This is a genomic window from Paenibacillus periandrae, from assembly GCF_022458865.1.
In the GTDB taxonomy this organism is placed as follows: domain Bacteria; phylum Bacillota; class Bacilli; order Paenibacillales; family NBRC-103111; genus Paenibacillus_S; species Paenibacillus_S periandrae.
In genome coordinates this window covers 274,276-300,255 of the sequence record NZ_JAJNMU010000006.1, presented here as the reverse complement: position 1 = coordinate 300,255, position 25,980 = coordinate 274,276, and the positions used below count along the sequence as shown (strand labels likewise).

General features: G+C 44.8%; 20 protein-coding genes. 17 read left to right on the top strand and 3 right to left on the bottom strand.

The annotated features are described in order from the left end of the window. Positions 1-92: 92 nt before the first annotated feature. The 6 genes from LRL21_RS12215 (at position 93) to LRL21_RS12195 (ending at position 5,532) form a co-directional block, all read left to right on the top strand. The gene (locus tag LRL21_RS12215) at positions 93-854 is read left to right on the top strand and encodes an IclR family transcriptional regulator (RefSeq protein ID WP_240416046.1); all 762 of its coding nucleotides are present in this window, start codon (positions 93-95) and stop codon (positions 852-854) included. A gap of 105 nt (positions 855-959) precedes the next feature. Then, positions 960-1,721 (top strand): fumarylacetoacetate hydrolase family protein, encoded by a 762-nt coding sequence (locus LRL21_RS12210; RefSeq protein ID WP_240416045.1) that lies wholly within the window; start codon positions 960-962, stop codon positions 1,719-1,721. A 24-nt stretch (positions 1,722-1,745) separates the two neighbouring features. Next, positions 1,746-3,920, top strand: a complete 2,175-nt coding sequence (locus LRL21_RS12205) for a malate synthase G (protein ID WP_240416044.1) — start codon at positions 1,746-1,748, stop codon at positions 3,918-3,920. Between the two features lie 104 nt (positions 3,921-4,024). After that, a complete protein-coding gene (gene ystJ / locus LRL21_RS12200; protein WP_240416043.1) occupies positions 4,025-5,218 on the top strand; it encodes an NADP-dependent malic enzyme in 1,194 nt (397 codons plus the stop codon). Between the two features lie 43 nt (positions 5,219-5,261). After that, positions 5,262-5,426: a glycerate kinase gene (locus tag LRL21_RS46785; RefSeq protein ID WP_420832445.1), complete on the top strand. Its 165-nt coding sequence runs from the start codon at positions 5,262-5,264 to the stop codon at positions 5,424-5,426. Further along, positions 5,362-5,532: a hypothetical protein gene (locus LRL21_RS12195; protein ID WP_240416042.1), complete on the top strand. Its 171-nt coding sequence runs from the start codon at positions 5,362-5,364 to the stop codon at positions 5,530-5,532. The genes LRL21_RS46785 and LRL21_RS12195 overlap by 65 nt, the downstream gene beginning before the upstream one ends. 877 nt (positions 5,533-6,409) lie before the next feature. On the opposite strand, the gene LRL21_RS12190 is transcribed toward LRL21_RS12195, so the two are convergent. Then, complete coding sequence (locus LRL21_RS12190; RefSeq protein ID WP_240416041.1) at positions 6,410-6,595, bottom strand: hypothetical protein; 186 nt, start codon at positions 6,593-6,595, stop codon at positions 6,410-6,412. 974 nt (positions 6,596-7,569) lie between these two features. Here LRL21_RS12190 and LRL21_RS12185 point away from each other — a divergent pair. From LRL21_RS12185 to LRL21_RS12150, 8 genes are all read left to right on the top strand, one after another. Continuing rightward, complete coding sequence (locus LRL21_RS12185; RefSeq protein WP_240416040.1) at positions 7,570-9,795, top strand: helix-turn-helix domain-containing protein; 2,226 nt, start codon at positions 7,570-7,572, stop codon at positions 9,793-9,795. Positions 9,796-9,824: 29 nt separating this feature from the next. Further along, a complete protein-coding gene (locus LRL21_RS12180) occupies positions 9,825-10,793 on the top strand; it encodes an ABC transporter permease (protein WP_420832439.1) in 969 nt (322 codons plus the stop codon). Positions 10,794-10,820: 27 nt separating this feature from the next. After that, positions 10,821-11,699, top strand: a complete 879-nt coding sequence (locus tag LRL21_RS12175; protein ID WP_240416039.1) for a carbohydrate ABC transporter permease — start codon at positions 10,821-10,823, stop codon at positions 11,697-11,699. Between the two features lie 134 nt (positions 11,700-11,833). Continuing rightward, positions 11,834-13,423 carry an extracellular solute-binding protein gene (locus LRL21_RS12170; RefSeq protein ID WP_240416038.1) on the top strand — a complete coding sequence of 530 codons (1,590 nt, stop codon included), beginning with the start codon at positions 11,834-11,836 and terminating at the stop codon, positions 13,421-13,423. A gap of 228 nt (positions 13,424-13,651) precedes the next feature. Continuing rightward, on the top strand, positions 13,652-15,673 hold the full coding sequence (locus LRL21_RS12165; protein ID WP_240416037.1) for an alpha-amylase family protein: 2,022 nt from the start codon (positions 13,652-13,654) through the stop codon (positions 15,671-15,673). Between the two features lie 30 nt (positions 15,674-15,703). After that, positions 15,704-16,714, top strand: coding sequence for a D-2-hydroxyacid dehydrogenase (locus tag LRL21_RS12160; RefSeq protein ID WP_240416035.1), 1,011 nt, complete (start codon positions 15,704-15,706; stop codon positions 16,712-16,714). Positions 16,715-16,867: 153 nt separating this feature from the next. Then, positions 16,868-17,515 carry a hypothetical protein gene (locus LRL21_RS12155; RefSeq protein ID WP_240416034.1) on the top strand — a complete coding sequence of 216 codons (648 nt, stop codon included), beginning with the start codon at positions 16,868-16,870 and terminating at the stop codon, positions 17,513-17,515. 7 nt (positions 17,516-17,522) lie between these two features. Beyond that, positions 17,523-17,951, top strand: a complete 429-nt coding sequence (locus LRL21_RS12150) for a hypothetical protein (protein ID WP_240416033.1) — start codon at positions 17,523-17,525, stop codon at positions 17,949-17,951. A 214-nt stretch (positions 17,952-18,165) separates the two neighbouring features. Here LRL21_RS12150 and LRL21_RS12145 read toward each other — a convergent pair whose 3' ends face one another. Then, on the bottom strand, positions 18,166-19,536 hold the full coding sequence (locus tag LRL21_RS12145) for a response regulator transcription factor (RefSeq protein WP_240416032.1): 1,371 nt from the start codon (positions 19,534-19,536) through the stop codon (positions 18,166-18,168). Positions 19,537-19,550: 14 nt separating this feature from the next. Beyond that, the gene (locus LRL21_RS12140; RefSeq protein WP_240416143.1) at positions 19,551-21,272 is read right to left on the bottom strand and encodes a sensor histidine kinase; all 1,722 of its coding nucleotides are present in this window, start codon (positions 21,270-21,272) and stop codon (positions 19,551-19,553) included. Positions 21,273-21,549: 277 nt separating this feature from the next. On the opposite strand from LRL21_RS12140, the gene LRL21_RS12135 reads away from it, so the two are divergent. From LRL21_RS12135 to LRL21_RS12125, 3 genes are all read left to right on the top strand, one after another. Then, a complete protein-coding gene (locus LRL21_RS12135; protein ID WP_240416031.1) occupies positions 21,550-23,127 on the top strand; it encodes an extracellular solute-binding protein in 1,578 nt (525 codons plus the stop codon). A gap of 414 nt (positions 23,128-23,541) precedes the next feature. Next, entirely contained in the window at positions 23,542-24,693 is a 1,152-nt protein-coding gene (locus LRL21_RS12130; RefSeq protein WP_240416030.1) for an ATP-dependent nuclease, read from the top strand. Continuing rightward, positions 24,674-25,759 (top strand): UvrD-helicase domain-containing protein, encoded by a 1,086-nt coding sequence (locus LRL21_RS12125; RefSeq protein ID WP_240416029.1) that lies wholly within the window; start codon positions 24,674-24,676, stop codon positions 25,757-25,759. The genes LRL21_RS12130 and LRL21_RS12125 overlap by 20 nt, the downstream gene beginning before the upstream one ends. Positions 25,760-25,980: the final 221 nt, after the last annotated feature.

The window sequence follows — 25,980 nt, the reverse complement described above, 5'->3', positions numbered from 1 at the left end:
GATTGGCCCGAGAAATGCATATTAGGAGTGTGTGATACGAAGTTATAATAAAAAAAGCTTCTGATCGAAGCCTTAAAAACGGGATTGCATGGATGAAAGAAGGAAACGCGATGGATCAAAAATATGCCGTACTTGCACTCGATCGGGCGCATTCCGTATTGAAGTTGCTTGCCGAAGAGCCCTTTAAATGGAAACTATCCGATATCTCCAAGCATCTGCGCATCAGCAAAAGCACGCTGTATTCTCTGCTTTCCACGATGGAACACCTGCAATGGGTACAAAAGGACCGAGGCGAAACTTATGCGCTCGGTAGTTCGTTCGGAGATTTCGGCGGCGCTTACTTTAGGCAGTATGATCTGATTGAAGAATTTAAAGGGGCAGCGGGGCCGGCCATGCAAGCTCTTCAGGAATCGATACAGCTAGCTCGTTTGGACGGGAACACAGTTCTATATCTTGCCAAAATGGAAGCGTCTACTCCGGTTCATATGGTATTAGGCCCTGGCGTTCGTTTTCCGGCACATGCAAGCGGTCTTGGAAAGTCGCTGATGATGGATATGAATGCTGAACAGATTGGACGAATATTCCCCGAGGAGACGCTGCCTCAATTAACGGCACATACGCTTGATTCGCGGGAGATTTTACTTTTGGAGCTGGAGAAAGTACGGCACATCGGTTATTCTATGGATTTACAAGAGGGAGTCATGGGATTTTGTTGTGTTGCAGCGCCTATTCGCCACTGGGGAGAAGTGGTTGCTGCCGTCAGCTGCTCCATACCGATCCATCATTGGGAAGTAAAGAAACACAAAGCCGTAAGCGAGATTTTCGCTTTGGCTCAGAGGTTGTCAACGAACTAATTAGGTGCTTCAATTCCCATTGATGTATAAAGAAAACTATGGGAATATTTTTTTAAGTAAAATTGCGAACGATGTTCACAATAATGAACGAAAGGTTGATGAAAAATGAAGTTTACCCGATTCACGGTTTCCGGAGAAACCGAGATTATGAGCGGCATTATCGAAGGAAGCACGGTTAAAGAATTTACCGGAGATTTATTTGGCGACCGTACCTTAACAGGGAGAACGTTTCAACTGGGAGATATTCAATACAAGGCACCACTAATTCCACGGCATATCATTGGCATCGGTAAAAACTTTGCAGCGGAGGGTGTAGAGATGCCGCCTGTTCCCGATATGCCGATTTTATTTTTAAAGCCGCTCGGTACGGTGATCGGTCCGGAGGATCCGGTACTCTTGCCTTGCGGGACAGAGGAGATCAGATTCGAATCGGAGCTTGCTGTCGTAATCGGGAAAACCGTGAAAAACTTGAGCCCAGAGGATACGGACGAGGCGATTTTCGGATATACGGTAGCGAATGACTTTGGTGCCTTTAATTATTTCCACCCGGAGGGGCACTGGACAATCGGCAAAGCGTTTGATACGTTTTGTCCTCTCGGTCCGGTGCTTGAGACGGAATTTGATTACAGATCCGCACGCATAAAAGCGGCTGTTAACGGGATATTGAAACAGGATAGCCTGATGAATCGCATCATTACACCGATCGACGTCATGATTTCGTACATCAGCCAATTTATGACTCTTATGCCGGGAGATGTCATTTTGACGGGAACCCCAGCGGGAGCTGATAACGTTCGCGACGGCGATGTTGTGGATTGTTTTATTGAAGGGATTGGACACCTTCGAAATCAAGTGAAAGCTGAGTAAAATCTATATGAGGAGGAGTTTCCGATGGAAAAATATATTAAAGTAGGAAATCTGCAAGTTGCATCCGAGCTTTACCGGTTTATCGGCACGGAAGCATTGCCTGAAAGCAGGGTAGATGAAGGGCAGTTCTGGTCCGATTTCGAACGGCTGATCTCCAACTTGGCGCCTAAAAATAAGGCATTACTGGCCAAGAGGGATGAGTTTCAAAGCCTGATCAAAGAATGGCATCGGAAAAACGGGGAGACTTATGATTTTAACGAATATAAGTCGTTTTTAAATGAAATCGGATATTTGGAGCCGGAGGCGCAGGATGTCCAGGTTACTACGCAAAATGTTGACGACGAAATTTCGTATCAAGCTGGCCCACAACTGGTCGTACCCGTAAATAATGCCCGTTACGCACTTAACGCAGCGAATGCCCGTTGGGGAAGCCTTTACGATGCTCTTTACGGAACCAATGCGACGGATGATGAGGGCGGTTCCCATTTAACGGCTGCCTACAACCCGATTCGAGGCGAGAAGGTGATCTCTTATGTCAGAAGCTTTTTGGATCGGGTACTGCCGCTGACTGAAGGGTCTCATGCTGACGTTGTTGCATATTCGATTGGAGGAGGGAAATTGTCCGTTTCGCTAAGCAGCGGAGAGAGAGCTGGACTGAAGGAACCTTCCAAACTTGCCGGTTATCAAGGGCAACGGGAAGCTCCTAACGCTATATTGTTCATAAATAACAGATTGCATTTTGAAATTCAAATTGATCGTAATCACCCTATTGGCAAAACGGATACAGCAGGTGTCAAAGATGTTTTGATGGAATCGGCGCTTACAACGATCTTGGATTGTGAAGATTCCGTTGCGGCTGTGGATGCCGAAGATAAAGTATTGGTATACCGCAATTGGCTGGGACTCATGAAAGGGACCTTATCCACGACCTTCATGAAAGGCAATAAATCGATAACCCGAACACTCCATCCGGATCGCAAGTATACGTTACCTTCCGAAAAGGAATTCAGCCTGCCTGGGCGTTCGCTGTTGTTTGTTCGCAACGTCGGACATCTGATGACCATAGATGCGATATTGGATCAGAACGGTCAGGAGATTCCCGAAGGTATTCTGGATGTGGTGATGACCAGTCTTATCGCCAAACACGATTTGTTGAGAAATGGGCCGTACACTAATTCTTCCAAAGGTTCCATTTATATCGTGAAGCCGAAGATGCATGGACCAGAGGAAGTCGCTTTTGCAAGCGAGTTGTTTGACCGGGTGGAAGATATGCTCGGCTTGGAACGTCATACGATCAAGATCGGGGTCATGGACGAAGAACGCCGCACTTCGCTCAATTTGAAAGCTTGCATTCGTGAAGTGAAGGATCGTATCGTGTTTATTAATACCGGATTCCTGGATCGAACGGGGGACGAGATTCATTCGTCAATGGATGCGGGGCCTATGATTCGCAAAAACAGCATGAAGTCGGCGAAGTGGCTGCAGGGCTATGAGGAATCCAATGTGAGCATCGGGCTTGCCTGCGGGTTACAAGGGCGCGCTCAAATCGGCAAAGGGATGTGGGCGATGCCCGACCTTATGAAGGAAATGCTAAAGCTGAAGATCGCTCAGCTTGAGGCGGGCTGTAATACGGCATGGGTTCCATCGCCAACAGCGGCCGCGTTGCACGCTCTTCATTATCATCAAGTCGATGTGAAGGCGGTGCAAGACCGATTAAAGCAAAACGGCCGGGACTGCAGGGACGATATTTTGGACATTCCGGTGGATAGAAGCCGAAATTGGAGTCCCGAAGAGATTGCCCAAGAGTTGGATAACAATGCCCAGGGTATCCTTGGCTATGTTGTCCGCTGGGTAGAGCAGGGAATCGGATGCTCGAAAGTGCCTGATATTAATAATATAGGACTGATGGAGGACCGGGCCACCCTTCGCATCTCCAGCCAGCATATGGCGAACTGGCTGCATCATGGGATTTGTACGAAAGAACAAGTTATGGAAACAATGAAGCGCATGGCTAAAGTGGTCGACGATCAGAACGCCGGCGATCCGGTTTACCGGCCCATGTCCGAAGGTTACGATCGTTCCGTGGCGTTTCAAGCGGCCTGCGAGCTGGTATTCGAAGGATACAACCAGCCGAACGGTTATACGGAGCCTGTGCTTCACCGCAGACGCAAGCAATTTAAGGCCATGGTGAAGGTGTAAACCGCAATGGGTATGGATGGAAAAGACATGTTGTCTCAGCAGCATGCTTTTCTTTTATTTAAGAAAGTACCGGACTCATATGATAAAAAAAGGCGGCGATAAATATGGCATTACGCGAGGATGCACTGGAGTTACATCGGAGCTTCAAAGGTAAGCTGGCTATTATTTCAAAGGTTCCCGTATTAAATTCGAGGGATTTGAGTTTGGCCTACTCTCCGGGTGTGGCTGAACCTTGCCGGGAGATCAAAAAGCAGAAAGAGTTCGTGTATGATTATACCAATAAAGGAAACATGGTGGCGGTGGTCACCGACGGTACAGCCGTGTTGGGACTTGGCAACATCGGACCTTATGCGGCATTGCCGGTGATGGAAGGAAAGGCGGTTTTGTTTAAACAGTTTGCCGGAGTCGACGCATTTCCGATTTGTATCAATACTTCCGATATCGATAAGCTGGTAGAGACCGTCAAATTGCTGGAACCCGTTTTCGGCGGCATCAATTTGGAGGATATAGCGGCACCGGCTTGTTTTGAGATTGAAGAGCGTCTCAAAAAGGAACTCGATATTCCCGTTTTTCACGACGACCAGCATGGTACGGCAATAGTCACTCTTGCCGGACTGATCAATGCGGCGAAAGTGGTTAGTAAAAGATTGGAGGACCTGCGTGTCGTCATCAACGGTTCTGGAGCGGCCGGCATCGCCATCGCCAAGTTATTGCTTCGAATGGGAATAACAAACATGATTGTTTGCGATACGAAAGGAGCCATTTACGAAGGACGTACGGATGGCATGAACGGCATAAAACATGGAATTGCACAATTTACGAATCGGCAAAAAACGGCGGGTTTATTGGAACATGTTATCGCCGGAGCGGACGTCTTTCTAGGTGTTTCGGCAGCCGGGGCGTTGACGGCGGATATGGTACGATCCATGGCGAAAGACCCGATCATTTTTGCCATGGCCAATCCTGATCCCGAAATATTGCCGGAGGCCGCGCTCGAAGCGGGGGCTAAAGTTATCGGTACTGGACGCTCGGATTATCCGAATCAAATTAACAATGTGCTTGCCTTTCCCGGGGTTTTTCGGGGAGCTTTCGATGTAAGAGCTTTCGAAATAAATGATGCTATGAAAATTGCAGCTGCTCGGGTCATAGCCGAATTAATCAGCGATGAAGAATTGAGCGGAAATTATGTCATTCCGCAGCCGTTTGACGTGCGCGTCGCTCCCAGAGTGGCAGCCGCTGTCGCAAAGGCGGCCCAGGAAACGGGTGTCGCCTTAGTGGGAAAGGAGGGGGGAGCGTGAGAGTGGTTATAGCGCCGGATTCTTACGAAGCAGTTTTTTCGCCCTGAAGGTTGCGGAGATCATAGCACGGGCTATACAACATGAGATTCCCTCGGCCAAAGTGATCAAAATCCCAATAGAGGACGAAGGCGAAGGAACTATCGATGCGCTGGTTGCTGACTTTAAACGGATACAACAGACCGATACTGCTGCAAGGCCCTTTAGATGAAGAGATTGTTCATAAGGCAAAGCCGAAGGTTTTGGGGAGAAAGACATGTCCGGCATGTATTTTGTACACGAGCGAAATGAACGAACAACGGCAGGAGTCAAAGTGAAATTTTACAGATTCTCCTAATTATTTATCAGGAAAAAAGCGAACCACTAGATCTGATAGTTATACAATGAATTTATGGCCCAGCAAGGGCCTATTTTTTTATCTCCGTCTGTTATCAAGAAAGGATCAATTAACATCTGAAGGACTTGCTATGGAATACACGAAATATGAATATCTGTATGCCGCTTAAAGCTCACTTCAATGTCTAAAAACGAGGTTTCACCAAAAAAATTTCCAATTAATCGGAAGATCTGCTAACTAAGCGGGAGATCGTCTCTGTTCGACATTTACTGTGCCTACTTAATGGGACGTAAATTCAAATTCTTTAAAATTGCCTAAAAACGCTAAAATGTCTACTTGAGCACATGAACGTTTCAGTTATATACTTGAGTATTGCGATTTCCAACATAAATCCCGACAAAGGGCAGACTTGTAACAGGAATTGAGATTCCGTTTTGCAGGTAGCTTGAGATGTTTGATGTCGAATAACGGCTTCTACTTTACGGCTTGCTGGTATACGTAGAAGATAATATGGCCGAAATATTCCTGCCGAATCCGATGCAGCACATCTCCAAGTGTAAGATGCTTGTCGCTCTTCATGCACTCCTGACGCTGAGATTCGAGAAAGTTCTGCGTCAGATACTGAATGGCCCAAAATCGCTGAATGCCTTCAAACGAGAGTAACTTTCATTGATCAAAACCTAGCAACTCCTTGAAATAGCGATAATCCGTTTCGATGCTCCAGCGTACGTGATAGTAGCTTTGGATCGTGACGAGATCCAAGCTTAGATCCGTGCACAGGAGACAAACCTGAGGTTTGCTCGAATCTGTATATTCACCTTTCCAAGACAAAAGGGCTTTGACGTTTTCCATTTCGCTTACGGGTTCTTCATATTCATAAACCCAGTACGTTCCCTGACACTCCACTGTAACGGAGCGGAGGTCAGACTTGTAAATGTATTGGGCAGCAAAATCAGCTGGTTCGTCTTAACAACCGCGATAATGTGAAACCCCTTGCGGTTGCAGGCATTGATGACCTTCTCGCCGGTGTACCCACTATCCATCAGAACGTAGACCTGTTCGTCTGCGAAATTGGGAATGCTTCAATCATTTCAAGAGCGAGATCATTTTTGCTTTTAAAGGATAAGCGGTGGTTCTTGCAATATTCTTCACAATAGTTGGGACGGAAATCCCAGACATAGGAACTGTCCTGGCTGACAACGTGAGTTGTGACAACACAATGGTACCAGACTGACTTTCCAGATTCGTGTGAGTATTGAAAACTGAGTGCTTCCATTTTCTTAGTTGTGGTTTCTTTTTTACAACAGGTATCATCGACGATGAAGAAGATGAGTTGCCGAGTGTCACAGTTCTTTGCTCGTTTAATGCGAATCTTATCCATGACGAATTGCATACGCCTACGCTGCATACGATTGACGCACCATGGCGAATGCTTCAAAAAATTCGTTTCGTGACATTGCTAAGGTGGCGACCTCCTCGGGCAGCATGTTGAATTTGTGTTATATTTTTACGTCCAGCACAAAGAGTGATGCCGTGAACGAGGATAACAGATGACCAAGTTGCGGTTTAGAAAATTCGAGTTTCAAAGCAAAAATGAACTTGACGATTGGCATGTAGAGGGATACCACAAGAGTGGGACATCTCCTTTATATGGAAATTGTGGCGTCGTAACCGTCAATTTCTACACAAAGGTTCGGTGTCCTTCTTATTTGTAAATCTTCGACAAAGGTTCTAACAAGATTACTTTAACTCAGTCAATTCGATAGCGTAATTATTGCAATACTCAAGTTATATAGTTAATTTTGTAAGCGAATTCAAAGACGTGTATATAGATAGTATTCGCCATTATCACTCATTTTTTGATTTTCCCTTTGTCATATATGAAGGTCATTTATTAATCTAGGGATAAAATGTCCATACGTAATGGGTTTAAATCACAGCCTTGATTTGATCAAATAATGTCTGTATCTGCCACTACGGTTCGTTTGATAAGCTAAAAAAGCGGGGGTTGTTTTGAATGAGTATTGTTGATGATCGCGCAATGAGAAGTTCTTATTTCAAGCGTCTAATCTGGTTTGCCAGCATCTCCGTATGTTTGCCGATCTTGCTGGCTGGAATTGTGTATTATCAATTTTCGATGAAAGGAGGCATCTCCAGTCTACAAGAAAACAATGAGACGTCACTCGGCATGATAGAGACATTTACGGAAAAAATCATGCACGACATCGTGGACCGTTCGTTCCAGCTGGCGTTTGATCCGATGATCATGGAATCTTTTCATCTGAACGATTACGAGAACAATTACGTCTCCCAAATGGAGCTTCTGCACAAATTCAACTTGGAGAAGATCCAGAACAAGCTTATCGGCAGCATTTATTACTATAACCGAACGGCTGGTCTGGTTTTGTCTACCAATTCCGGACACCAGGCGGTGAAAGATTTTCGGTATAAAGAAGACATTGATATTATGGAGCAAACGGATTTGGACGGACAATGGATGTATTTACCAAGGGGGCAGGAGGACGGATACATATCATTCTCACTAAGACTGCCTATGCCCGCTTCCAAAGAATTTCAAGGACTGCTGGTCATTCAGGTCGACGTTAACCAGATCATCAAATATTTATCCAGCGTATCCCTGCTGGCCAAGTCCCAATCGATTGTAGTGCTTGACGAGCAGCATCGCCCTCTATTCCAAACGACACAAGGAAGTGCATCTAGGCAATACGTGAGTAGTTCAATGATACAAGCGATCTACACGGACAGCGGCAAGAACGGTAATACGCACATGGGGACTAATTCCGAAGGAGAAACGTTTTATTATTCCTATAAAAAATCATCTTCCGGGAACGTGTATATTTCCATAATGCCATACCGTCTCATGTTGGAACAGCTTGGCTGGATTCGCTGGATTACCTTTTCTGCAGTCCTGATCCTGCTAGCGCTTGGTATTATGTTCGCTTTCATTGCTCTGAGGCGGGCATACAATCCAATCCAACAGCTTGTCACTTATCTGACAAAGGAAAAAACACGGCTCGGTGAACAACTCGACAGCTCAATTCCCCCTCTGATGGAACGGTTGCTTCAACAGTGGCTGGCAGGCAATTACATCCACAGCCCTACGCTTTTTGAAGAGTGCAGAAAATATGGCATTCCCGTGGATGGCGTTTATGTGACGTTGCTCGTGAAGGTGGAGAATCTGTTTAAGGAGGGTCGATTCAAACCGGAAGATAAACCGATTATCACCTTTGCGATTATTAATGTTATGAACGAGTTGCTTGCAAATTCCGCTCATTTGCATGGTAACGTGCTGCACGATCATCAGGGACAAGGTACAGCCATCTTGTACTTCAGCCAGAACATGTCGGAGGACAGGAGGCTGCTGCTGACCAAGCAATTCGCAACCATAATACAGACGGCGCTCCGTCAATATTTGAAGTTGAACATCTCGATTGGTATCGGCAGGTTTTACCCACATATAGCCGACATTCGCCTCTCTTACCGAGAAGCGAAACTTGCACTGCAGAACCGGCTGTGTAAGGAGGACGAATCGATTCTGTATATCGTTGACCTGGAGGACGGGCTAAAGCAAACATCATTCCGTTACCCCTATTCCTTAGAGCAAACAATCGTTAAAGCGCTTTCTGTCGGCAAGCTGCAGGAGGCTCAATCCGCACTTGACCAATTTATCCGGGAACTTCAGCCCTCGCGCTCTTACGCGATCAGTGCCCAAAGCTGCTACATGCTGCTTGCTGCCATTGTTGCATCCCTTGAGGAAAAGGGCGGCCGCATGGCGGATTTGCTGGAATACGAGCTGTTCGAACAACTCCAGGTTAGGGAAACGCGCGCGGAAATGTGCGAATGGTTTAACGAGTATCTGTTCCCATTATATGAAAAAATCGCCGACGAGAATTACAGCAAATCAGGCAAGTTAATCGCTCAAAAAGCGAGCAAATATATCACGGAGAACTTGTCTCGTGAAATATCACTGGCGGAATGCGCGGACTTGCTTCACATTGCCCCGGCCCACCTGAGCAGGGTGTTCAAAAAGGAGTTCGGTTGTGCCTTTATCGAGTACGTTACTGAATGCAAGATTAACGAAGCCCGGCGGCTGCTGGCGTACACCGACCAGAGCATAAGCCAAATTGCACAGGCGATCGGCTATTCACAGAGAACGTTAAACCGGGTGTTTCAGCGGATGCTGAAAATGTCCCCCAGAGATTACCGCACCCAATTCCGGTGAAACCGCCAAACGTAGAAAGGAGCCAAGAGATGAGCAATAATTCAAGCTCGCAACGTGTGCAAATATCCATAAGCGGCACAAGGACGTCCGCCACACCGTCATGGAGGAAGCGGCTAGCTGCCAGTCGTTATATGTACATCCTGATACTACCCGGATTTTTTTATTTCGCTCTATTCAAACTGCTCCCGATGTGGGGCATGCTGATTGCCTTCCAGAACTACAATCCGTTCGCGGGGATAAGCGGCAGCGAATGGGTCGGCTTTGCGCATTTTTTGGAATTGTTCCGGGATGATCATTTTTACGTGCTTCTTCGTAACACACTGCTTATCAATTTGATTAATTTGATCTTTTTCTTTCCTGTACCCATCGTGCTAGCCGTCATGCTGAACGAAGTTAGACACGATTGGTTTAAAAAATGGACCCAATCGATTGTTTACATGCCGCACTTTTTGTCCTGGGTTGTAGTCGCCAGTATGACCTTTTTTGTCCTGTCAGTCGATATCGGCTTTATTAATAAACTCCTCATTTCACTTGGTTTTGAAAGCGTCTCCTTTCTTTCGGAGTCGCGATACTTCTGGATAATCCTGACTGCGCAGAACATCTGGAAGGAAAGTGGTTGGGGGACCATTATTTTCCTCGCCGCTGTAGCAGGGGTGGATACCCAGCGCTATGAAGCCGCTGTAGTAGACGGAGCCGGGCGGCTGCGGCAAATTTGGCACATTACACTGCCGGCAATTCGCCCGACCATCGTCATTTTGTTAATCCTCCGTCTTGGTCATATGGCGGACGTCGGCTTCGAGCAGGTGCTCCTCATGATGAACCCACTGGTCAACAACGTAGCCGATGTGTTCGATACTTTCGTGTACTTCCGCGGCATTCAGCAGGGGCAGATCAGTCTCGGCACAGCGGTGGGCATGTTCAAGGGCGTAGTCGGACTCGTGATGGTATTGGGGTCCAATTATATTGTCAAGAAGTTAGGGCACGAAGGAATTTATTAACAATTCATTCTGAAGGAGAAGGCGAAAATGAGTTATGTACACAAAAAAGGGTTGAGTGCCGGCGATTGGTTGAACTACAGCCTGCTTGGCCTCATTTCTCTGGTCAGCCTGTTCCCGTTCCTGTATATCGTCAGTCTGTCGCTGACCGACCCGGCCACATACACGCCTTTAAAATTTTATTTTGTGCCGGACCGCTTCTCGTTAGCTTCTTTCCGCTACATCTTGTCCACCGACAGTTTCATTAACTCTTTGAAAAGCACAGCCTTCGTCACCCTCGTTGGCACAGTCCTAAATATCATTGTCACTTTCACCATGGCATATGGGTTGACAAAGAAATGGGTGCTCGGTCGCAATTTTTTTCTTGGCTCAGTTCTGGTGACCTTGTTTTTCAACGCCGGCGTCATACCCCACTACCTGCTAGTGAAGGAAATGGGGCTGCTGAATTCGTATTGGTCACTCATTTGGCCTAGTCTGACCAACGCCTGGAGCTTGATCGTGGTCAAGAGTTTTATGGAGTCCATTCACCCCGAGCTTGAGGAAGCGGCCAAAATCGACGGCTGCTCCGATATCGGCGTGTTTCTGCGAATCGTCATTCCGCTGTCTATGCCCGCGATTGCGGCGTTCACATTATTTTTTGCGGTGCAGCATTGGAATACGTATTTCAATGCATTGATCTATATTTCCGACACAAAAAAGTGGATGCTTCAGGTGCTGATAAAGCAGCTTGTCATGGAAAACGATGCTTCTGGAGTCGGAGCAACGAGCAGCAGCGACGAGGTGCTCGTGCCCAAGGAGACAGTCAAGATGGCCGCCATTATATTGGCTATGTTTCCTATTCTGGTTGTCTATCCCTTCCTGCAAAAATATTTCGCCAAAGGGGTTATGCTTGGCTCCGTGAAGGGGTAACCGTGGAACATATTCTAGCCGGCTCGAGAAGGGGGGTGATGAGGGAAATCTATGCATGAGTTGAGCTTCTTCACACCGAAGAATGATCGGCATAAGGAACGGACAAAGTTCATTTAAAAAGGGAGATGAAACGAATGTTTTCAGGCAATCAGAAAAAGGGATTTAAACTCATTTCCAAACTTAGCTGCATCAGTCTTTCGATGGCACTGGTATTTGTTGCCGGATGCAGCGCATCCGGCGGAGATGCGACAAAGAAACCGGGGCCAGCGACGTCCCAACAAGCCCAATCACAAGGTCCGCTGGAGATCCAGATGACATTGAGATTGTTTGAGGAAGCGCCTAATATGGACAATCCTTATTGGAAAGAATTCATGAAACGAACAAACACCAAGTTGAACATCGAATGGGTACCAGACGGCGATTACAACACCAAGCTAAATCTGATTTTAGCCTCCGGCAACATTCCGGAGGTGCTCGCTATCAGAGACCTTAAGCATCCACCGGTCGTTAACGCTGTTAAAAACGGTGCCTTCTGGGACTTAACTCCCTTTTTGGGCGATTTTAGCAAGTATCCGAATCTTAAGAATTTCTCGGCTCCAGAAGCATGGGTGACAAGCAAAATTCTCGGAAAAAACTATGTAGTCCCTAAAAACCGTCCGCAATTATCGGGAGCTCCCAAGATCCGTAAGGATTGGCTCGACAAGCTGGGTATCCCGATGCCCCAAACCCTCGATGAATATCGCAGCGCTTTGAAAAAAATCGTAAGTTCCGACATCAATGGCAGCGGAAAGAAGGATATTATAGGCTTGGTATCCAAAGGCAGCCTATTCACCAGCGGCATCAACGGCGTAGCCGGCGGCTTCGGCGATGCTTTCGGTACGCCCAAGCCGACCTTTAACGAAGAAGGTGGACTCATCTATGAAACGATGACGCCGCAGTATGTGGACTTGATCGCTTGGCTGCGAGATCTCTATGCAGACGGCGTGTTGGCCAAGGAGTTCGCCGTCATGAAGCCGACGCAGGCAACGGAATTGTTCGAGTCCGGCAAAGCGGTCTCGTTAATTAACGAGGCCTTCCGATGGGATTATCCATTCCAAACATCAATTCAAAAAAACCAGCCAGGAGGGATCGTCGATTCTGTCCCTCCGCTTAAAGGTCCGGGTGGATATGCGATCAAGGCTTCTACCGGGGTGGAAGGGGGATTCCTGATCTCCAAGAAAGTTCCTGAGGAGAAGGTGAGACACATACTTGATTTCCTTGAGATGACCAACAGTAAGGAATACTATAACTTCACCGTAAACGGAATAGTAGGCATTCACTACAACCTGGTAAATGGAGAGGTGAAGCTGACTGAGCAGCATAAGAAGGATGTCGGTTCCACTTCCCCTTGGCAGCCCATTGCGCTGTATTACGATAAGTACGGTAAAATCGGGTCCCCGGCCGCACCGAAGGAATATAATGACGCCAAAATCAAACAGGTTGAATCGCAGGGGTATTTCGAAAAAGGAAAGATCAGTCCGTTCGCCGTGATCAGCTCAGTAACTTGGACCGCCACTTGGCCGAAATTCGAGCAGGAGTGGACGTCGATGTCCGTTAAGGCGGTCGTAGGCCAAATCTCTATAGATGAATATAAGGCTTATATCAAAAAAATCAACGACGACCCTAACATTAAAAAGGCTTACAAGGAATTCGCCCAGGATTACAAAGAAACGTACAGCAAGTAAAACAACAGCTTTAATCATCCGACTACGGGCCGAACTCAACTCTTAATCAGTATCCATAAAGAAAAACATCCGGCGTTTCTGCCAAATGTATTTCGGAAACAGTCTTCCACCCGAATGGAGCGTGACTCACCCGAGGCGTTTCCAGGGAGCTACCCTTGGGATAAGATTAAGAACTGGGTGGCCCCTGGGGAGGCAGAATCCATTTTAATAATCAAGGAGGAATTAACTATGGGTTGGTGGAAAGGAAAGCCTATGCGGCTGATTCAGACCAATTTAAGAGAGATTGATACAATGCTGGATGTCGATGAGTATATGCGGAGCCTTGAGGAGTTTTCGGCAAACGTTCTGCTGTTTAACGTAGGGGGGATAGTGGCCAATTATCCTTCCAAGCTCGAATTCCATTATGTCAATCCCAATTTAAAGGACGATTTTACCGGGAAGGTGATCGAACGTGTTCACGAACGAGGGATGAAGCTTATCGCTCGTTTCGATTTCAGCCGGTTAAATGAAGCTTGCGCTTTGCCGAATCCAGACTGGCTGTATCGAAGCGTTGACGGAGAGATCGTCAATTACAACGGTCAGGTTCATACTTGCGTCAATGGCTACTATCAACAGGAATATTCGTTGCAAATATTGCGGGAAGTGGCCGAACGGTATCCAATTGACGGTATATTCTTCAATATGCACCGTTACGTGACTCAAGACTATAGCTACAATTATTATGGGATTTGTCAATGCGGCAACTGCCAAATGCGCTTTTTTGAGTACACAGGTCAGGAACGGTTACCTCTTAAGGAGGACCCGAACGATCCGGTATTCCGGGATTACGATAAGTTCCGTACCGAAACTATAAGAGAGCTTTTTCTCAAACGGATAAAGGTAGTTAAGAGCATCATTCCCCATATCGCGGTATGCAATTCGCATTCAGGTGCCGACATCTTCCGAAAGGAATCCAATACGGGGATTAATCGACCTCTACCGGAATGGAATTACTCCGCTACGGAAAATGTGCGCACCGTTCTGGGAACTTGGGACGGATTAGCCGTAAGTAATTCAGCGGTTCACTTTGTAGATTATGCTATGCGGCATACGGCGGTTTCTCCTCACTTAACAGGGCTGCGGCTTGCCCAAGATCTGGTGAATGGGGGGTGGCTGGATTATTTCGTAATCGGTACCCTCGTTAATCAAGATGACCGGCTTTGTTTCGATCTCGTGAAAGATATTTTCCGTTTTCATCAAGATCATGAAGAGTACTACGCAAACCTCAAATCTTTGGCAGAGGTTTGCCTGGTTGTTCCTGAAAGCAGCAGTATCTATGGAAGCAAAAACGAATTAAAGGGAATTATGAGAATTTTGGCCGAAAACCACGTCCAATACGATCTGCTGCACGATAGCATGCTGCAATCGCCGCAGATTGACGAGAAACTTCGTCGCTACAAGCTGCTGATCCTTGCAGATCAGCGAAGCATGAGCGACGATGCTGTGCAAGCCGTTGACCGTTTCGTACAAGAGGGCGGTAAGCTCCTTGCAACCGGGTTTACCTCCACCTGCGATCGGAAAGGACATCCGATGGGAAGCATCCGTTTGCAAAGCATAGGGGCCAAGGAGTTTGTTCTTAAACCGCAAGTTCAAGGGGCATATTTCCGGATTCGTGAAGCGGACAAGGCGACACTCCAACATTTCGAACCCATCGATCTTGTTTACTTGTACGGAGAAGCCTTGGAATGCAAGCTGGAGGAAGGGGCATCCGGATATCTCGGGCTGATTCCTTCCTGCATGTTCGGACCGCCGGAGAAATGTTACATCACCGAAGAAACGGACACGGCTGGGCTGATTTACAAGCGCTATGGAAGAGGAGAATCCGCCTATATCCCGTGGGGGATCGGAGCGCACTATGAAAAGCTGAGCAATCACGGTCATGCCCGCCTCTTGATGTCAGCGATACGGGACGTGCTTGGACACCGAGATCCGCTGCAAGTAAACGCTTCACCGCTCGTGGAAGTAACCTTTCATAAAGGGGTTTCGCGTCACTTGGTCAGCGCTGTGAATGTATCCGGCCAACTCGGGACCGCGTTCCATGCGCCGATTCCGATTCGGGATTTGCATTTCACCCTCCGGGTTGATTCCGAACCGTCGTGTGTCTATGCGCTGCGCCGTTTTGGTGATATACCTTTTGTTTACAACGAAGGACAAGTTTCGTTTTGTCTGAATGAGCTGGACTTGTTTGAGACGATTGTGATTGAGGATTAAGACTACAAAATTGTTTGGGGAGGCTAATATATGAGAGACATACGGACCGTGCTAACGACGGTTGACTATAAAGAGGAGCATTATCGCAGATTAGCCCAAGTCTTTGAACCGGTATCGCTCATTCGTCTGCGAAGAGACGATCACGAAGGTATCCGGCAAGCGCTTGAGGTTGCCGATGTGGCCGTGCTTAAAGGAGATTTCGATGAACGATTCTTACAGGCTCCGCAACTCCGTTGGATTCACTGCGATCATGCAGGACTAAACGGGTGCGCTTGGCCGGAGCTGTTCGAGCGTGAGTTGCTGGTCACGAGCTCAGCGGGGCGGTCGTCTCCGGCGTTAGCGGAGCATGCGATATTTTTTATGCTGGCGTTGGCGTATCAGTTTCCGCGATTCCTAGGCGCTCAGCGGGCCCACCAATGGGGAGTACCCGGTCAGAATGAGCTGCGGGGATTGGTTGGACAAACGGTCGGTATCATCGGCATGGGCAACATCGGCACCGAACTGGCTGTACGAGCCAAAGCCATGGGCATGCGTGTGCTCGGTTATCGCCGGAGCAGCGCCCCTCCGCCTCCGGGAGTTGACCGGCTCTACTGCGCCGATGACGGCGATTCGCTCGACGAGTTGCTGGTTGAGAGCGATTTCGTCGTTCTGGCCGTACCACTGAGCAATGGGACACATCACTTGATCAGCCGCCGGGAGTTGGCGCTGATGAAGCGCACCGCATGCATTGTCAATATGGCACGGGGTGCCGTCATTGAGGAAATGGCATTGACAGAGGCTCTTTATGCGAGACAGATTGGCGGAGCCGGACTCGATACCTTTACTCAGGAACCACTACCTTCGGACAGTTCGCTCTGGGACGCGCCAAATACGCTGATTACACCACATACGACACCGCAGGTACCCGATCGCACTGGCCGTTCCATAGATATTATCGCAGAAAATGTCAGACGCTATCGAGCCGAAGAACCGCTACTCAATGAATTACGCTATTCTGATGTATACACGCCGGAATCGCGAGGGAACCATACTGGGAATTGACCTGAATGCGAGACATACCTCGGGCAAGTTGACCGGTAAGTCGTCATTGGATAACATGGATGCATCCTGTGAGAGAGAAGGTTTCAGGAAAAGCGAACCAATCACAGGATAGGCGCGACGAAGTCGGCTCTATCGGTCAATAGGAGGGTACGTATGAAGGGGTATCACAATAAGGTCTACGAAATAAGGCACAAATCAAGGTTTTATTACAAGGTCGTCTGGCTTGGATTCCTTTCAACTTGCCTTCCTATTCTTGTGGGAGGACTGGTCTTTTACTATTCATCCATCAATAATCTGCTTGAACAACTCGAAGCGGATAGTGAGACAAAACTTCTGATGATGATGAAACAAACCGAGCGGGAAATGCGGCAGATCGAAAAGAGTTCCTTGGAAATTTCTATTGACATGGGAGTGAACCGCTCTTTTTGGAATCCAGCCTTTCAATCCGATTTGTCCGAGCAGGCAAGTATCATCAAATTACTCAACTTATTCAAGCTGTCACAGGAATCGATTGTTGATATTCTTTATTACAATCGAAGCAGCGGTACCCTGCTTTCAAATGAGCGGGGGGCGACGCTCCCGGGAGATTTGGAGATCTCCAGCGATCCGGAATATGCCATGGCTTTTGTCCCGGAGGAAGGCTGGGCGTTTTTGCCGCAAGCTTCGTCCAAAGGCGTAATCTCCTACTTTCGGAAGCTCCCGGTCATGTTTACCGGCCGTGCCGAAGGTCTACTGATTATCCACATCAATGCGGCAGGGCTTTTCCCAAAACAATCTCAGTATTACAGATGGGGGTACTAAACAGGTTTTGCAATGGTTAGTGATTAACCCAACCGACCGTCGTGAAACATTGCCTGTCTTCAGTATTGAAGGTAAGAACGAATCCGGTGTGTTTAAAAGTGATCCAGCAGTAGAAGAAATCATCGTTGAACCCGGTGAGCAAAAGTATATCCATTTCGTGATCTCAACAAATAATGATACCGTTCTAACCAGTATTACCTTATTAACGCCTGAGGAGTTCTCACGCTCGGGAGCTAGTAGTACTCCAAGTGTAGAGAGCTACAATGTTGGCCGATTGAGCATTCTGCTCCCAACAGTTAGTGCAAGAACTGCGTATCCTGCCTATAAGCTCGGTGCACCCATGAGCTTTGACCCTTTGAGCGAGTTGATTCATAAAGATAGTCAATCGTTGAAATGCATTTGGACGATAAAACAGATGAGGGTTCCAAAAGGGTAACGTCAAAGTTCAATCGACTACTGAACAATTAGAACGTCCTCTGACCATTCGGCTGTATGAGGTATTCACGACTGCGGAAGGGGATTCCAAACGTCTGCTTGGAGTCTATAGACAGTAGTGGTCATGGATCCCTCCAAAGCGGCATCTTTCCTCGTGATCAGCGCGTACAGTGATCGGTAGTCATTTTAGATCCCCTTCGGGGGGCAATAGATATTTAAATCCCTTTCCCTTGTCTACTTCTGTAATCGCTTGGCTTTAACCCTACCCACTTCTCAAATATTTTGCTGAAATATTTGGTTGTATCATATCCGACTTTCTCTGCAATTTCATAGATTCTAAAATCAGTTGTTAGTAGCAATCGCTGGGCTTCTTCCATTCTAACACGGGTAATGTAATTCAAGTAGGAGTCACCGGTTCGTTTCTTAAACAAGCGGCTAAGATAGAACGGATTAATAAAAAATTGTTCAGAGAGCGAAGCAAGCGTGAATGCAGACTGATAGTTATTATGGATATAAGCCTTGACTTCGTCAATGATATCTTTTTTTTGAGAGGAAAGGGTTCTGGACTTCAGGTCGATTATTTTCCCTACCATGTTGTTCAGCCACCTTTTGCACTCTTCAATAGAGCGATGAAAGTTTGATTCGCTGAGGAGGATAATCACTTGGCTGTACCATTCATCATGATGCCTTTCATCGTATGTCAGTGTCTGAAGGGAATTCAATAGAATGCTGATCATGTATGATTTGATGGCATGAGTTGACGAATTTAAAGAATATTCCGTCCAATGTTGAATTATGTTATCAATCGTCTGTTGGGCCACTGCTCGATCCAATCGGTTCGAGATTCTAGCTTCGGGAAATCCTATTTCCTTTAGAAATTGAAGCAACAGCTCAGCCGCTGCCTTAATTTCTTGCCTTTCTGTCGGAAGAGGATGGTTAAGTAGTACAACAGATTGATTATTGGAGTAGGGAACGACATAGGAATTAAAGTTTTTCCAACAATACTCCGCCAACTTGGTCCTTTTAGATAATTCTTGGGCTTCGGTATTAATCAGAAGAACGGTGTAAACGGGGCCCGGCAACTCCAATTCAGCATCATCCACGAGTCGATGAATCTGATCTTTGTTCTCGTTGTCTGGGTCCAGCAATTGAAAAAGTACCAATTCCCTTAGATTTGTTTGCAAATGTCCGGCAATATCAAGCTGATGCTGAATCATTTTCTCTTGTTCGATACTTTCTACACAGCGGCGAAGCGCGTCTTCCAATTCTTCTTCCTCGACAGGCTTCAAGAGATATGCATGAATTCCTAAGAGGATTGCCCTTTTCGCAAGCTCAAACTCAGAATATCCGCTCAATACGATGAATTTGGCTCTTGATTCTATGGACTTGAGTTGCTTTATCATGGACAACCCATCCATATTCAACATTCGAATGTCAGATATCACAATATCGGGATCGACTTCGATTGCTAGTTGCACAGCTTCATCGCCATCCTTACAGGTAGCCACGACAACGCATTGGTTTTGCTCCCAATCAATAGTGACTTTCAACCCTTCGGTAATTGTAACTTCATCATCGACCAACATAACCCGATACATATCTATTCACCCTTCCTATCAATAGGTATCGTCACTTCAACGATTGTTTCGTCTTCGCTGGATTGAAGCCGTAGCTTGTATTCGTTGCCGTATTCCAGTTTGATACGGTCTTTTATGTTTCTTAATCCGATTCCGAGTGCTTCGTCCGATTTTATCGAAGGAGGTGCATCAAGTTCTCCATTCAGCTTTGTTAACTCATCCGGCGCAATACCTACACCATTATCGATGAATTGCAAGACAATAGTTCTATTTTCATGCAGATAGCCTTTAATCTTAATATTCCATTCCCGATTCTTATTTTTAAATCCATGAATAATGCTATTTTCAATGATTGGTTGAAAGATAAATCGGATGATCGGGGTAATTAATAGCTGCTCTTGGATGTCGATCTCAAGTACGAAGCGGTTATCAAAACGGACGTTTTGTATCGCAATATAGTTTTGAATATAATCAACTTCATCTTTGATGAAGTTGATTTTTCCCTCCTTAGCCAGGTTGAACCGAAATATTTTCGCAAGCATCTTTATCATTCGGACAACCTCCACATCTCCATTCAAAGCGGCTTTCATCCGAATGCTCTCCAGGGTATTGAATAACATATGCGGATTGATTTGACTCTGTAGAGCTGAGAATTGCGCTTGTTTATGCTTTAACTGAGATAAATAAACATGATCGATCAGTTCACTGATATTCGTGATCATTTTGTTATAACTGCGGAGTAGTAACCCGATTTCATCTTGAGTATCGATTTCGGGAATTTGCAGATACTGTCCAAGTCCAGCCTCTCGCATCCGGGTAGATAATTGTTTGATTGGTTCCGAAATATTTCGAGCGAATAAGAAGGAAAATAGGAGCATTAAGGAAATAATGGAAATAGCGCTAAACAGGGCAATACTTTTGAACCGATTAATCTTCTCATATAGAGCTTCATTAGGTATAATCACTGAGGTTACCATACCTGCAGACTGCACGTAATTCCTGATCGTTAGGAAGTCTTTGTTATCCATTTCTTTGGTGCGATCTGGGGTTGTGGAGAATATGAGTTCCCCCTTAGGTGTAGTAATGACAACACCTGCTTGATACAAATTGTTGATTGTGTGTTGAATGGAATTGAATTTTAGTAACTGATAGGGTTCGATTTCAAAAATAAGGACGCCGTAGCTCCCTGTCGAGTCTTTTATCAATCTTCCTACCGAAAATACTTCAGTATTAACCCCTACATTTGAGTAGGGCTGTTTATGAAGGGGGGACACAATAAGTTGACCATTCGCGTTCCGAATATCCTGAAACCAAGCCTGAGAGCTAAGCATATTGCCGTCAATAATACTCGGTAAACTGCCATAAGAATAAACGGTCGCATTGTTGCTCACTAGCATGACGCTATAAATATCAGGCTTCAGTATCGCCATTCTGTAAAGAAACTTATCAATAGATATTTTTCCCTTTATCTTTTCCGAAGTGCTTGATTTCTCTTCATTTGTAAGGAAATGGGTTACTTCATTGTCATCAAAGGCAGTCTTGGTAATATTATCAAGTTCATTAACATACGATTCGACGCTTGCATGTAGTTGAGATGCAAATAGATTAGTAAAGTTGGTTGTGACCTCTCGAACGTTCGATATGGAAAAATACGAATAAATCAGAGCTAGGGAGAGCAAAGGAATTACGCCCAAAAAGGTAGTAATGATAAAAAGCTTAGTGCTGAGTTTGAACTGTCTGTACATATTGATCACCTTAGCTCGCCTCCTGTTCGATTACTACATTGATATCACAATCATACCCTAATAAACAAGTCTATTTTTACACCAGTTGAATGGAATGGAGAAATGACAAATTTGTAGTCCTAAAAGATAAAAAATGTGTACTTATGAATGAAACCTGTCTGTGTTACGCTTTAAACGTGATATGAAAGCGGTTGCCATAAAGTACAAAGCAGTGTAATGATTATACCTTAGGGGAATGATCATAAAACAACTGGCAAATAAGGAAAGGGGTACGAAAATGAAAAGAAAAAGAACAACACTCACGGCAGCGACTGTTTCAATTGCTTTGCTTGGAACGATGGTCGCTGGGTGCAGCTCGAATCAAGATGCGAAGCAAGGTGCATCCAGTAACGCCTCTAGTAATGCATCCAATAACCCATACGTTGAGCTATGGACGGTAAATGACCAAGGAAATAAAAACTATGAGAAGGACGGTCCTACTTCCAAAAAAATGCTTCAGGATATCGGAGTCGGAATCTATAATCCGCTTGTAGTATGGGACGGAGGAAACAATTATTCCCAGAAGCTGCAGACTCGCATAGCGAGCGGTGATATTCCAGACTTATTTGTTCCTTGGAAAGGAATTGAAAGCGATTTAGCCAAACAAGGCGCTCTAGCCGATTTAACCGATCTCCTTCCCAAATATGCTCCTCATGTGTACAATCGGATTCCCGAAGACGTTTGGAAGAATGTAAAGAAATCAGATCCGACCGGTAAAGGCAGGATTTATTTTGTTCCCAAGGTCACCTTGTCCAATGATTATGGCGGTTTTATTCGCAAGGACTGGCTGGATAAGCTTGGTCTAAGCATTCCGCAAACGCAAGACGAATACGTGAATGTGCTTCGGGCTTTCCGGGACAAGGATCCGAACGGTAACGGCCAGAAAGATGAGTTGCCGCTATCTGGACGCGAACAGGGAAGATGGTTTGACAACCTATTTGGGATGTACGGAGTCGCGATGCTCGAAGGATACCCTCAGTGGGATCTCTATAACGGGGAGATAACCTATTCCGCGATAACGCCCAATATGAAAGCATCGCTTACGTTTCTGAACAAACTGTACGCAGAAAAATTACTTGATAATAATACCTTTTTAAATAAATCAAACGATTGGTGGGCAAGAATTACTTCGGAGAAGGTGGGGACCTGGTTCCATCTGGGGCATGGCTTGCCATCGACCACCTTTGGACCGATCTCCCAAAAGAACCCTAAGTTGGATATCGCTGCTGTGCCGTTGATAAAGGTGGATGGCTATCAAGGGTATATTACCAACACACGGATTAATAGTCCGGCGTGGGTTATTGCGAACAAATCGGAGGCTACTACTATTAATGCTCTTAAGGTGATTGACTGGATTAATGATCCAGCTCATTTGAAGGAAACTAATTTCGGAATGAAGGATGTTAATTACAAGGAGGAAAATGGTAAGATTATTCCGCTGAACTCGGAGAAAAGTACAGTAGAAGCAATCCTTTTCCCTACCATCACCGACTGGGAAGGTGAGAAGATCCTTCATGAATTGACAATGAACTCACTTAATGATGACCAGAAGTGGATGGAAGAGATGAAATATAAGGCACTAACGGACATTCAATCTCAAGCCAAAACGATCGCGGGAGATGGCTTGCCGGCAAGCGTCTATGACGGATTCACGGACATCAAGAACCATACACTTTACCAGGAATATATGGCTAAGATTATTATCGGAGAATGGCCGATTGATAAGTTCGACGAATTTGTGGAAAAGTGGAAGAAAACTGGTGGGGATGAAGTGACTAAAAGAGTTAAGGAATGGTATAAACAAATAAAACAATAAAACCGATCAGGAGGCTGTCCCAAAAATAACTATTGTTGATGATCGGGACAGATCCATACGTTGGAAAAAGTAAAGATGTGGATGAAAAAGGAGCTAAGCGGCTTGTGCCAGCTTAGCTCCTTTGTTTTTGGTACGCCCAGCATGAGCGTCATCTTTAGGGTGAAAGTCCCGAATGGGGGCTGGCGAGCGCCTACAGTAGCCAAGAGCAAAGGTGTCCATCGTGAGGTGGAATCTGAAGGAAGCTGGAGGCAAACGCACGAGCCAAGGTACACGAACTCAATTTGAGGCAGGGGTAGTCGGATGAGTCACCCAAACATGACGAAATCCGGAGCCGCCAAAGGCTATCTCTGTACACTTGAGTGGTTGCGGTCAGACAGATGACGTTCTTATCTGGGGAGGCCTGTGGAGGGCGAAATGAAGTATTCGTTTGCGTATAAAGTGATTACACCAAGGAGTATACCAATTAATGTTTCATTGATTGACACTACGATATATAAAATGCAAAATGGAACTGATCAATACATATCTAAAATAATTACTGATGTCCTAGAACCCAAAGAACGTATCAACATGGCACTTGACTATCGAAAATTTAAAGAATTGTTTGCTGAACAACATGCGATAAAAAGCATTAATGAAAAACTGGCAACAAAAAAAGGAGATATTTCAGAGAAAGATTTTACTATTTCGATTGATATTTCCTCAAAAACAAATTGGGAATCGATTTTATCTTCATATTTAGACGAAGTACCTTTTCAATTCGCAGGAAAAGGTGAACAAAACACAATTAAAATGAAATTAGCCCTTGAGGCTAGAGCCCATAAAGCGCATTTAATTTTAATCGAAGAGCCTGAAAATCATTTGTCTTTCTCAAGTATGAATAAACTGATCGACCAAATTAAAAAAAAGTGTATCGGGAAACAACTTATCATAACTACACACAGTACTTTTGTTTTAAATAAATTAGGGCTAGAAAAAGTGATTTTATTTAAAAATGGCAAATCAATGACTTTGAATAATCTGAACTCTGGTACACAGAATTATTTCATGAAATTACCTGGCTACGATACCCTAAGAATGTTACTAGCAAAAAAGTCCATTCTTGTGGAAGGCCCGTCAGATGAATTATTAGTGCAAAAGGCTTACTATCAATTGAATAACAAATTGCCGATTGAAGACGGCATAGATGTCATTGCTGTAAACTCATTGGCATTTAAAAGATTTTTGGAAATCGCAAAAAAATTACATCTAATGGTTAATGTAGTAACAGATAATGATGGAGATGTAAGGGGGCTAAAGGAGAAATATGTAGATTATTTAGGATTGGATACCATTAAGATTTGTTTTGATGAAGATGAGGATTATCAGACCCTGGAACCTCAAATTGTTAAATGTAATGAGTTAACTACATTAAATAAAATTTTCAAAACAAGTTATTTACATAAACATGAAATGATGGCCTACATGCAAAAGAAAACGAATAAGACAAACTGCGCATTGAAAATATTTGAGTCAAAGGAAAAAATTACTATACCGAGGTATATAAATGATGCAATCAAGGAATAAAGTCATCATTGCAGCTGCAGGTTCTGGAAAAACCACTTACATAGTGGATCAAGCAATTAGCAAACTTGAACAACGAATTCTTATCGTAACTTATACCAATGAAAATTTAGAAGAAATAAGAAAATGTATTATTACTAAGCTTGGGTTTGTTCCATCAAATATAAAGCTTCAAAGTTGGTTTTCTTTTTTATTGCAGGAGTGTGCCCGCCCATACCAAAATTTTTTATATGACAAGAAAAGAATCGAATCCATTAAGTTTATAGAAGGAAGATCGGCTTCTTATATAAGTAAGAGTAATACAGAAAGATACTATTTTAATGATGGTAGTTTAATCTATACAGACAAGATTGCTCAATTTGTTTGCGAATGTAATGAAAAATCCAAAGGACTTATTATTCATAGGTTAGAAAAGATTTTTGATCACATATTTATTGATGAAGTTCAAGATTTAGCAGGTTATGACTTGGATATAGTTCAGTTATTATTTGGATCAATTATATCTACGGATTTAGTAGGGGATAACAGGCAAACAACATATAAAACAAATAACGCGGCTAAATACAGTAAATTCAATGGTGAAAAGATTTTGGATTTCTTCATTGGATTGGAGAAGAGTAAACAATGTAATATTGAGTATAGAACCGAATGTCACAGAAGCATTCAAGTTATCTGTAATTTTGCTGATTTATTGTATCCCCATATGCCCAAAACAGTTTCAACAAATGATTGTCGGACAGGGCACGATGGATTGTTTATCGTTAAAAGCTCGAGTCTTCAAAGGTATATCAAAAGGTTCAATCCCGTCGTTTTAAGGCATGATAAAAAAACACAAATCAATGCTGAATTTGTAATGAATTTTGGTCAATCTAAAGGACAAACATATAATAGGGTGTTAATCATTCCAACCACACCTATGAAAAAATATTTAATGACAGGAAAAGAAGTCTTAAAAGAAGACTCGAGATCAAAATTCTATGTTGCAGTGACTAGAGCAAAATACAGTGTAGCTATCATGATGAATGAAGAAACAACATTTGAAGGTATTAGTACATACGAATATAACTAGCAAAATAGTAAACCTGAAATTTATGTAAGGCTAAAAATTCGCAGCCGTGTTTTATATTGCTGAGAATACATGATCCATACAAGCGATATGAGATGGAGAATTTGTAGTTTTTGCATGCGTCTGAGTTGGTTTGGTAAGGGGCAAAATGAAAGTAGCTAATGAGGGAATTTGTTATATCACCTAACTCGATATAAGCGCACCCCGGTTGTATATGGTCAGCT

Bases quoted from the DNA above. Each gene is read 5' to 3' on its own strand.
- LRL21_RS12215 (WP_240416046.1), top strand. From the start codon at position 93: ATGAAAGAAGGAAACGCGATGGATCAAAAATATGCCGTACTTGCACTC.
- LRL21_RS12210 (WP_240416045.1), top strand. From the start codon at position 960: ATGAAGTTTACCCGATTCACGGTTTCCGGAGAAACCGAGATTATGAGC.
- LRL21_RS12205 (WP_240416044.1), top strand. From the start codon at position 1,746: ATGGAAAAATATATTAAAGTAGGAAATCTGCAAGTTGCATCCGAGCTT.
- ystJ (WP_240416043.1), top strand. From the start codon at position 4,025: ATGGCATTACGCGAGGATGCACTGGAGTTACATCGGAGCTTCAAAGGT.
- LRL21_RS12195 (WP_240416042.1), top strand. From the start codon at position 5,362: ATGCGCTGGTTGCTGACTTTAAACGGATACAACAGACCGATACTGCTG.
- LRL21_RS12190 (WP_240416041.1), bottom strand. From the start codon at position 6,595: ATGGATAGTGGGTACACCGGCGAGAAGGTCATCAATGCCTGCAACCGC.
- LRL21_RS12185 (WP_240416040.1), top strand. From the start codon at position 7,570: ATGAGTATTGTTGATGATCGCGCAATGAGAAGTTCTTATTTCAAGCGT.
- LRL21_RS12180 (WP_420832439.1), top strand. From the start codon at position 9,825: ATGAGCAATAATTCAAGCTCGCAACGTGTGCAAATATCCATAAGCGGC.
- LRL21_RS12175 (WP_240416039.1), top strand. From the start codon at position 10,821: ATGAGTTATGTACACAAAAAAGGGTTGAGTGCCGGCGATTGGTTGAAC.
- LRL21_RS12170 (WP_240416038.1), top strand. From the start codon at position 11,834: ATGTTTTCAGGCAATCAGAAAAAGGGATTTAAACTCATTTCCAAACTT.
- LRL21_RS12165 (WP_240416037.1), top strand. From the start codon at position 13,652: ATGGGTTGGTGGAAAGGAAAGCCTATGCGGCTGATTCAGACCAATTTA.
- LRL21_RS12160 (WP_240416035.1), top strand. From the start codon at position 15,704: ATGAGAGACATACGGACCGTGCTAACGACGGTTGACTATAAAGAGGAG.
- LRL21_RS12155 (WP_240416034.1), top strand. From the start codon at position 16,868: ATGAAGGGGTATCACAATAAGGTCTACGAAATAAGGCACAAATCAAGG.
- LRL21_RS12145 (WP_240416032.1), bottom strand. From the start codon at position 19,536: ATGTTGGTCGATGATGAAGTTACAATTACCGAAGGGTTGAAAGTCACT.
- LRL21_RS12140 (WP_240416143.1), bottom strand. From the start codon at position 21,272: ATGTACAGACAGTTCAAACTCAGCACTAAGCTTTTTATCATTACTACC.
- LRL21_RS12135 (WP_240416031.1), top strand. From the start codon at position 21,550: ATGAAAAGAAAAAGAACAACACTCACGGCAGCGACTGTTTCAATTGCT.
- LRL21_RS12130 (WP_240416030.1), top strand. From the start codon at position 23,542: ATGAAGTATTCGTTTGCGTATAAAGTGATTACACCAAGGAGTATACCA.
- LRL21_RS12125 (WP_240416029.1), top strand. From the start codon at position 24,674: ATGATGCAATCAAGGAATAAAGTCATCATTGCAGCTGCAGGTTCTGGA.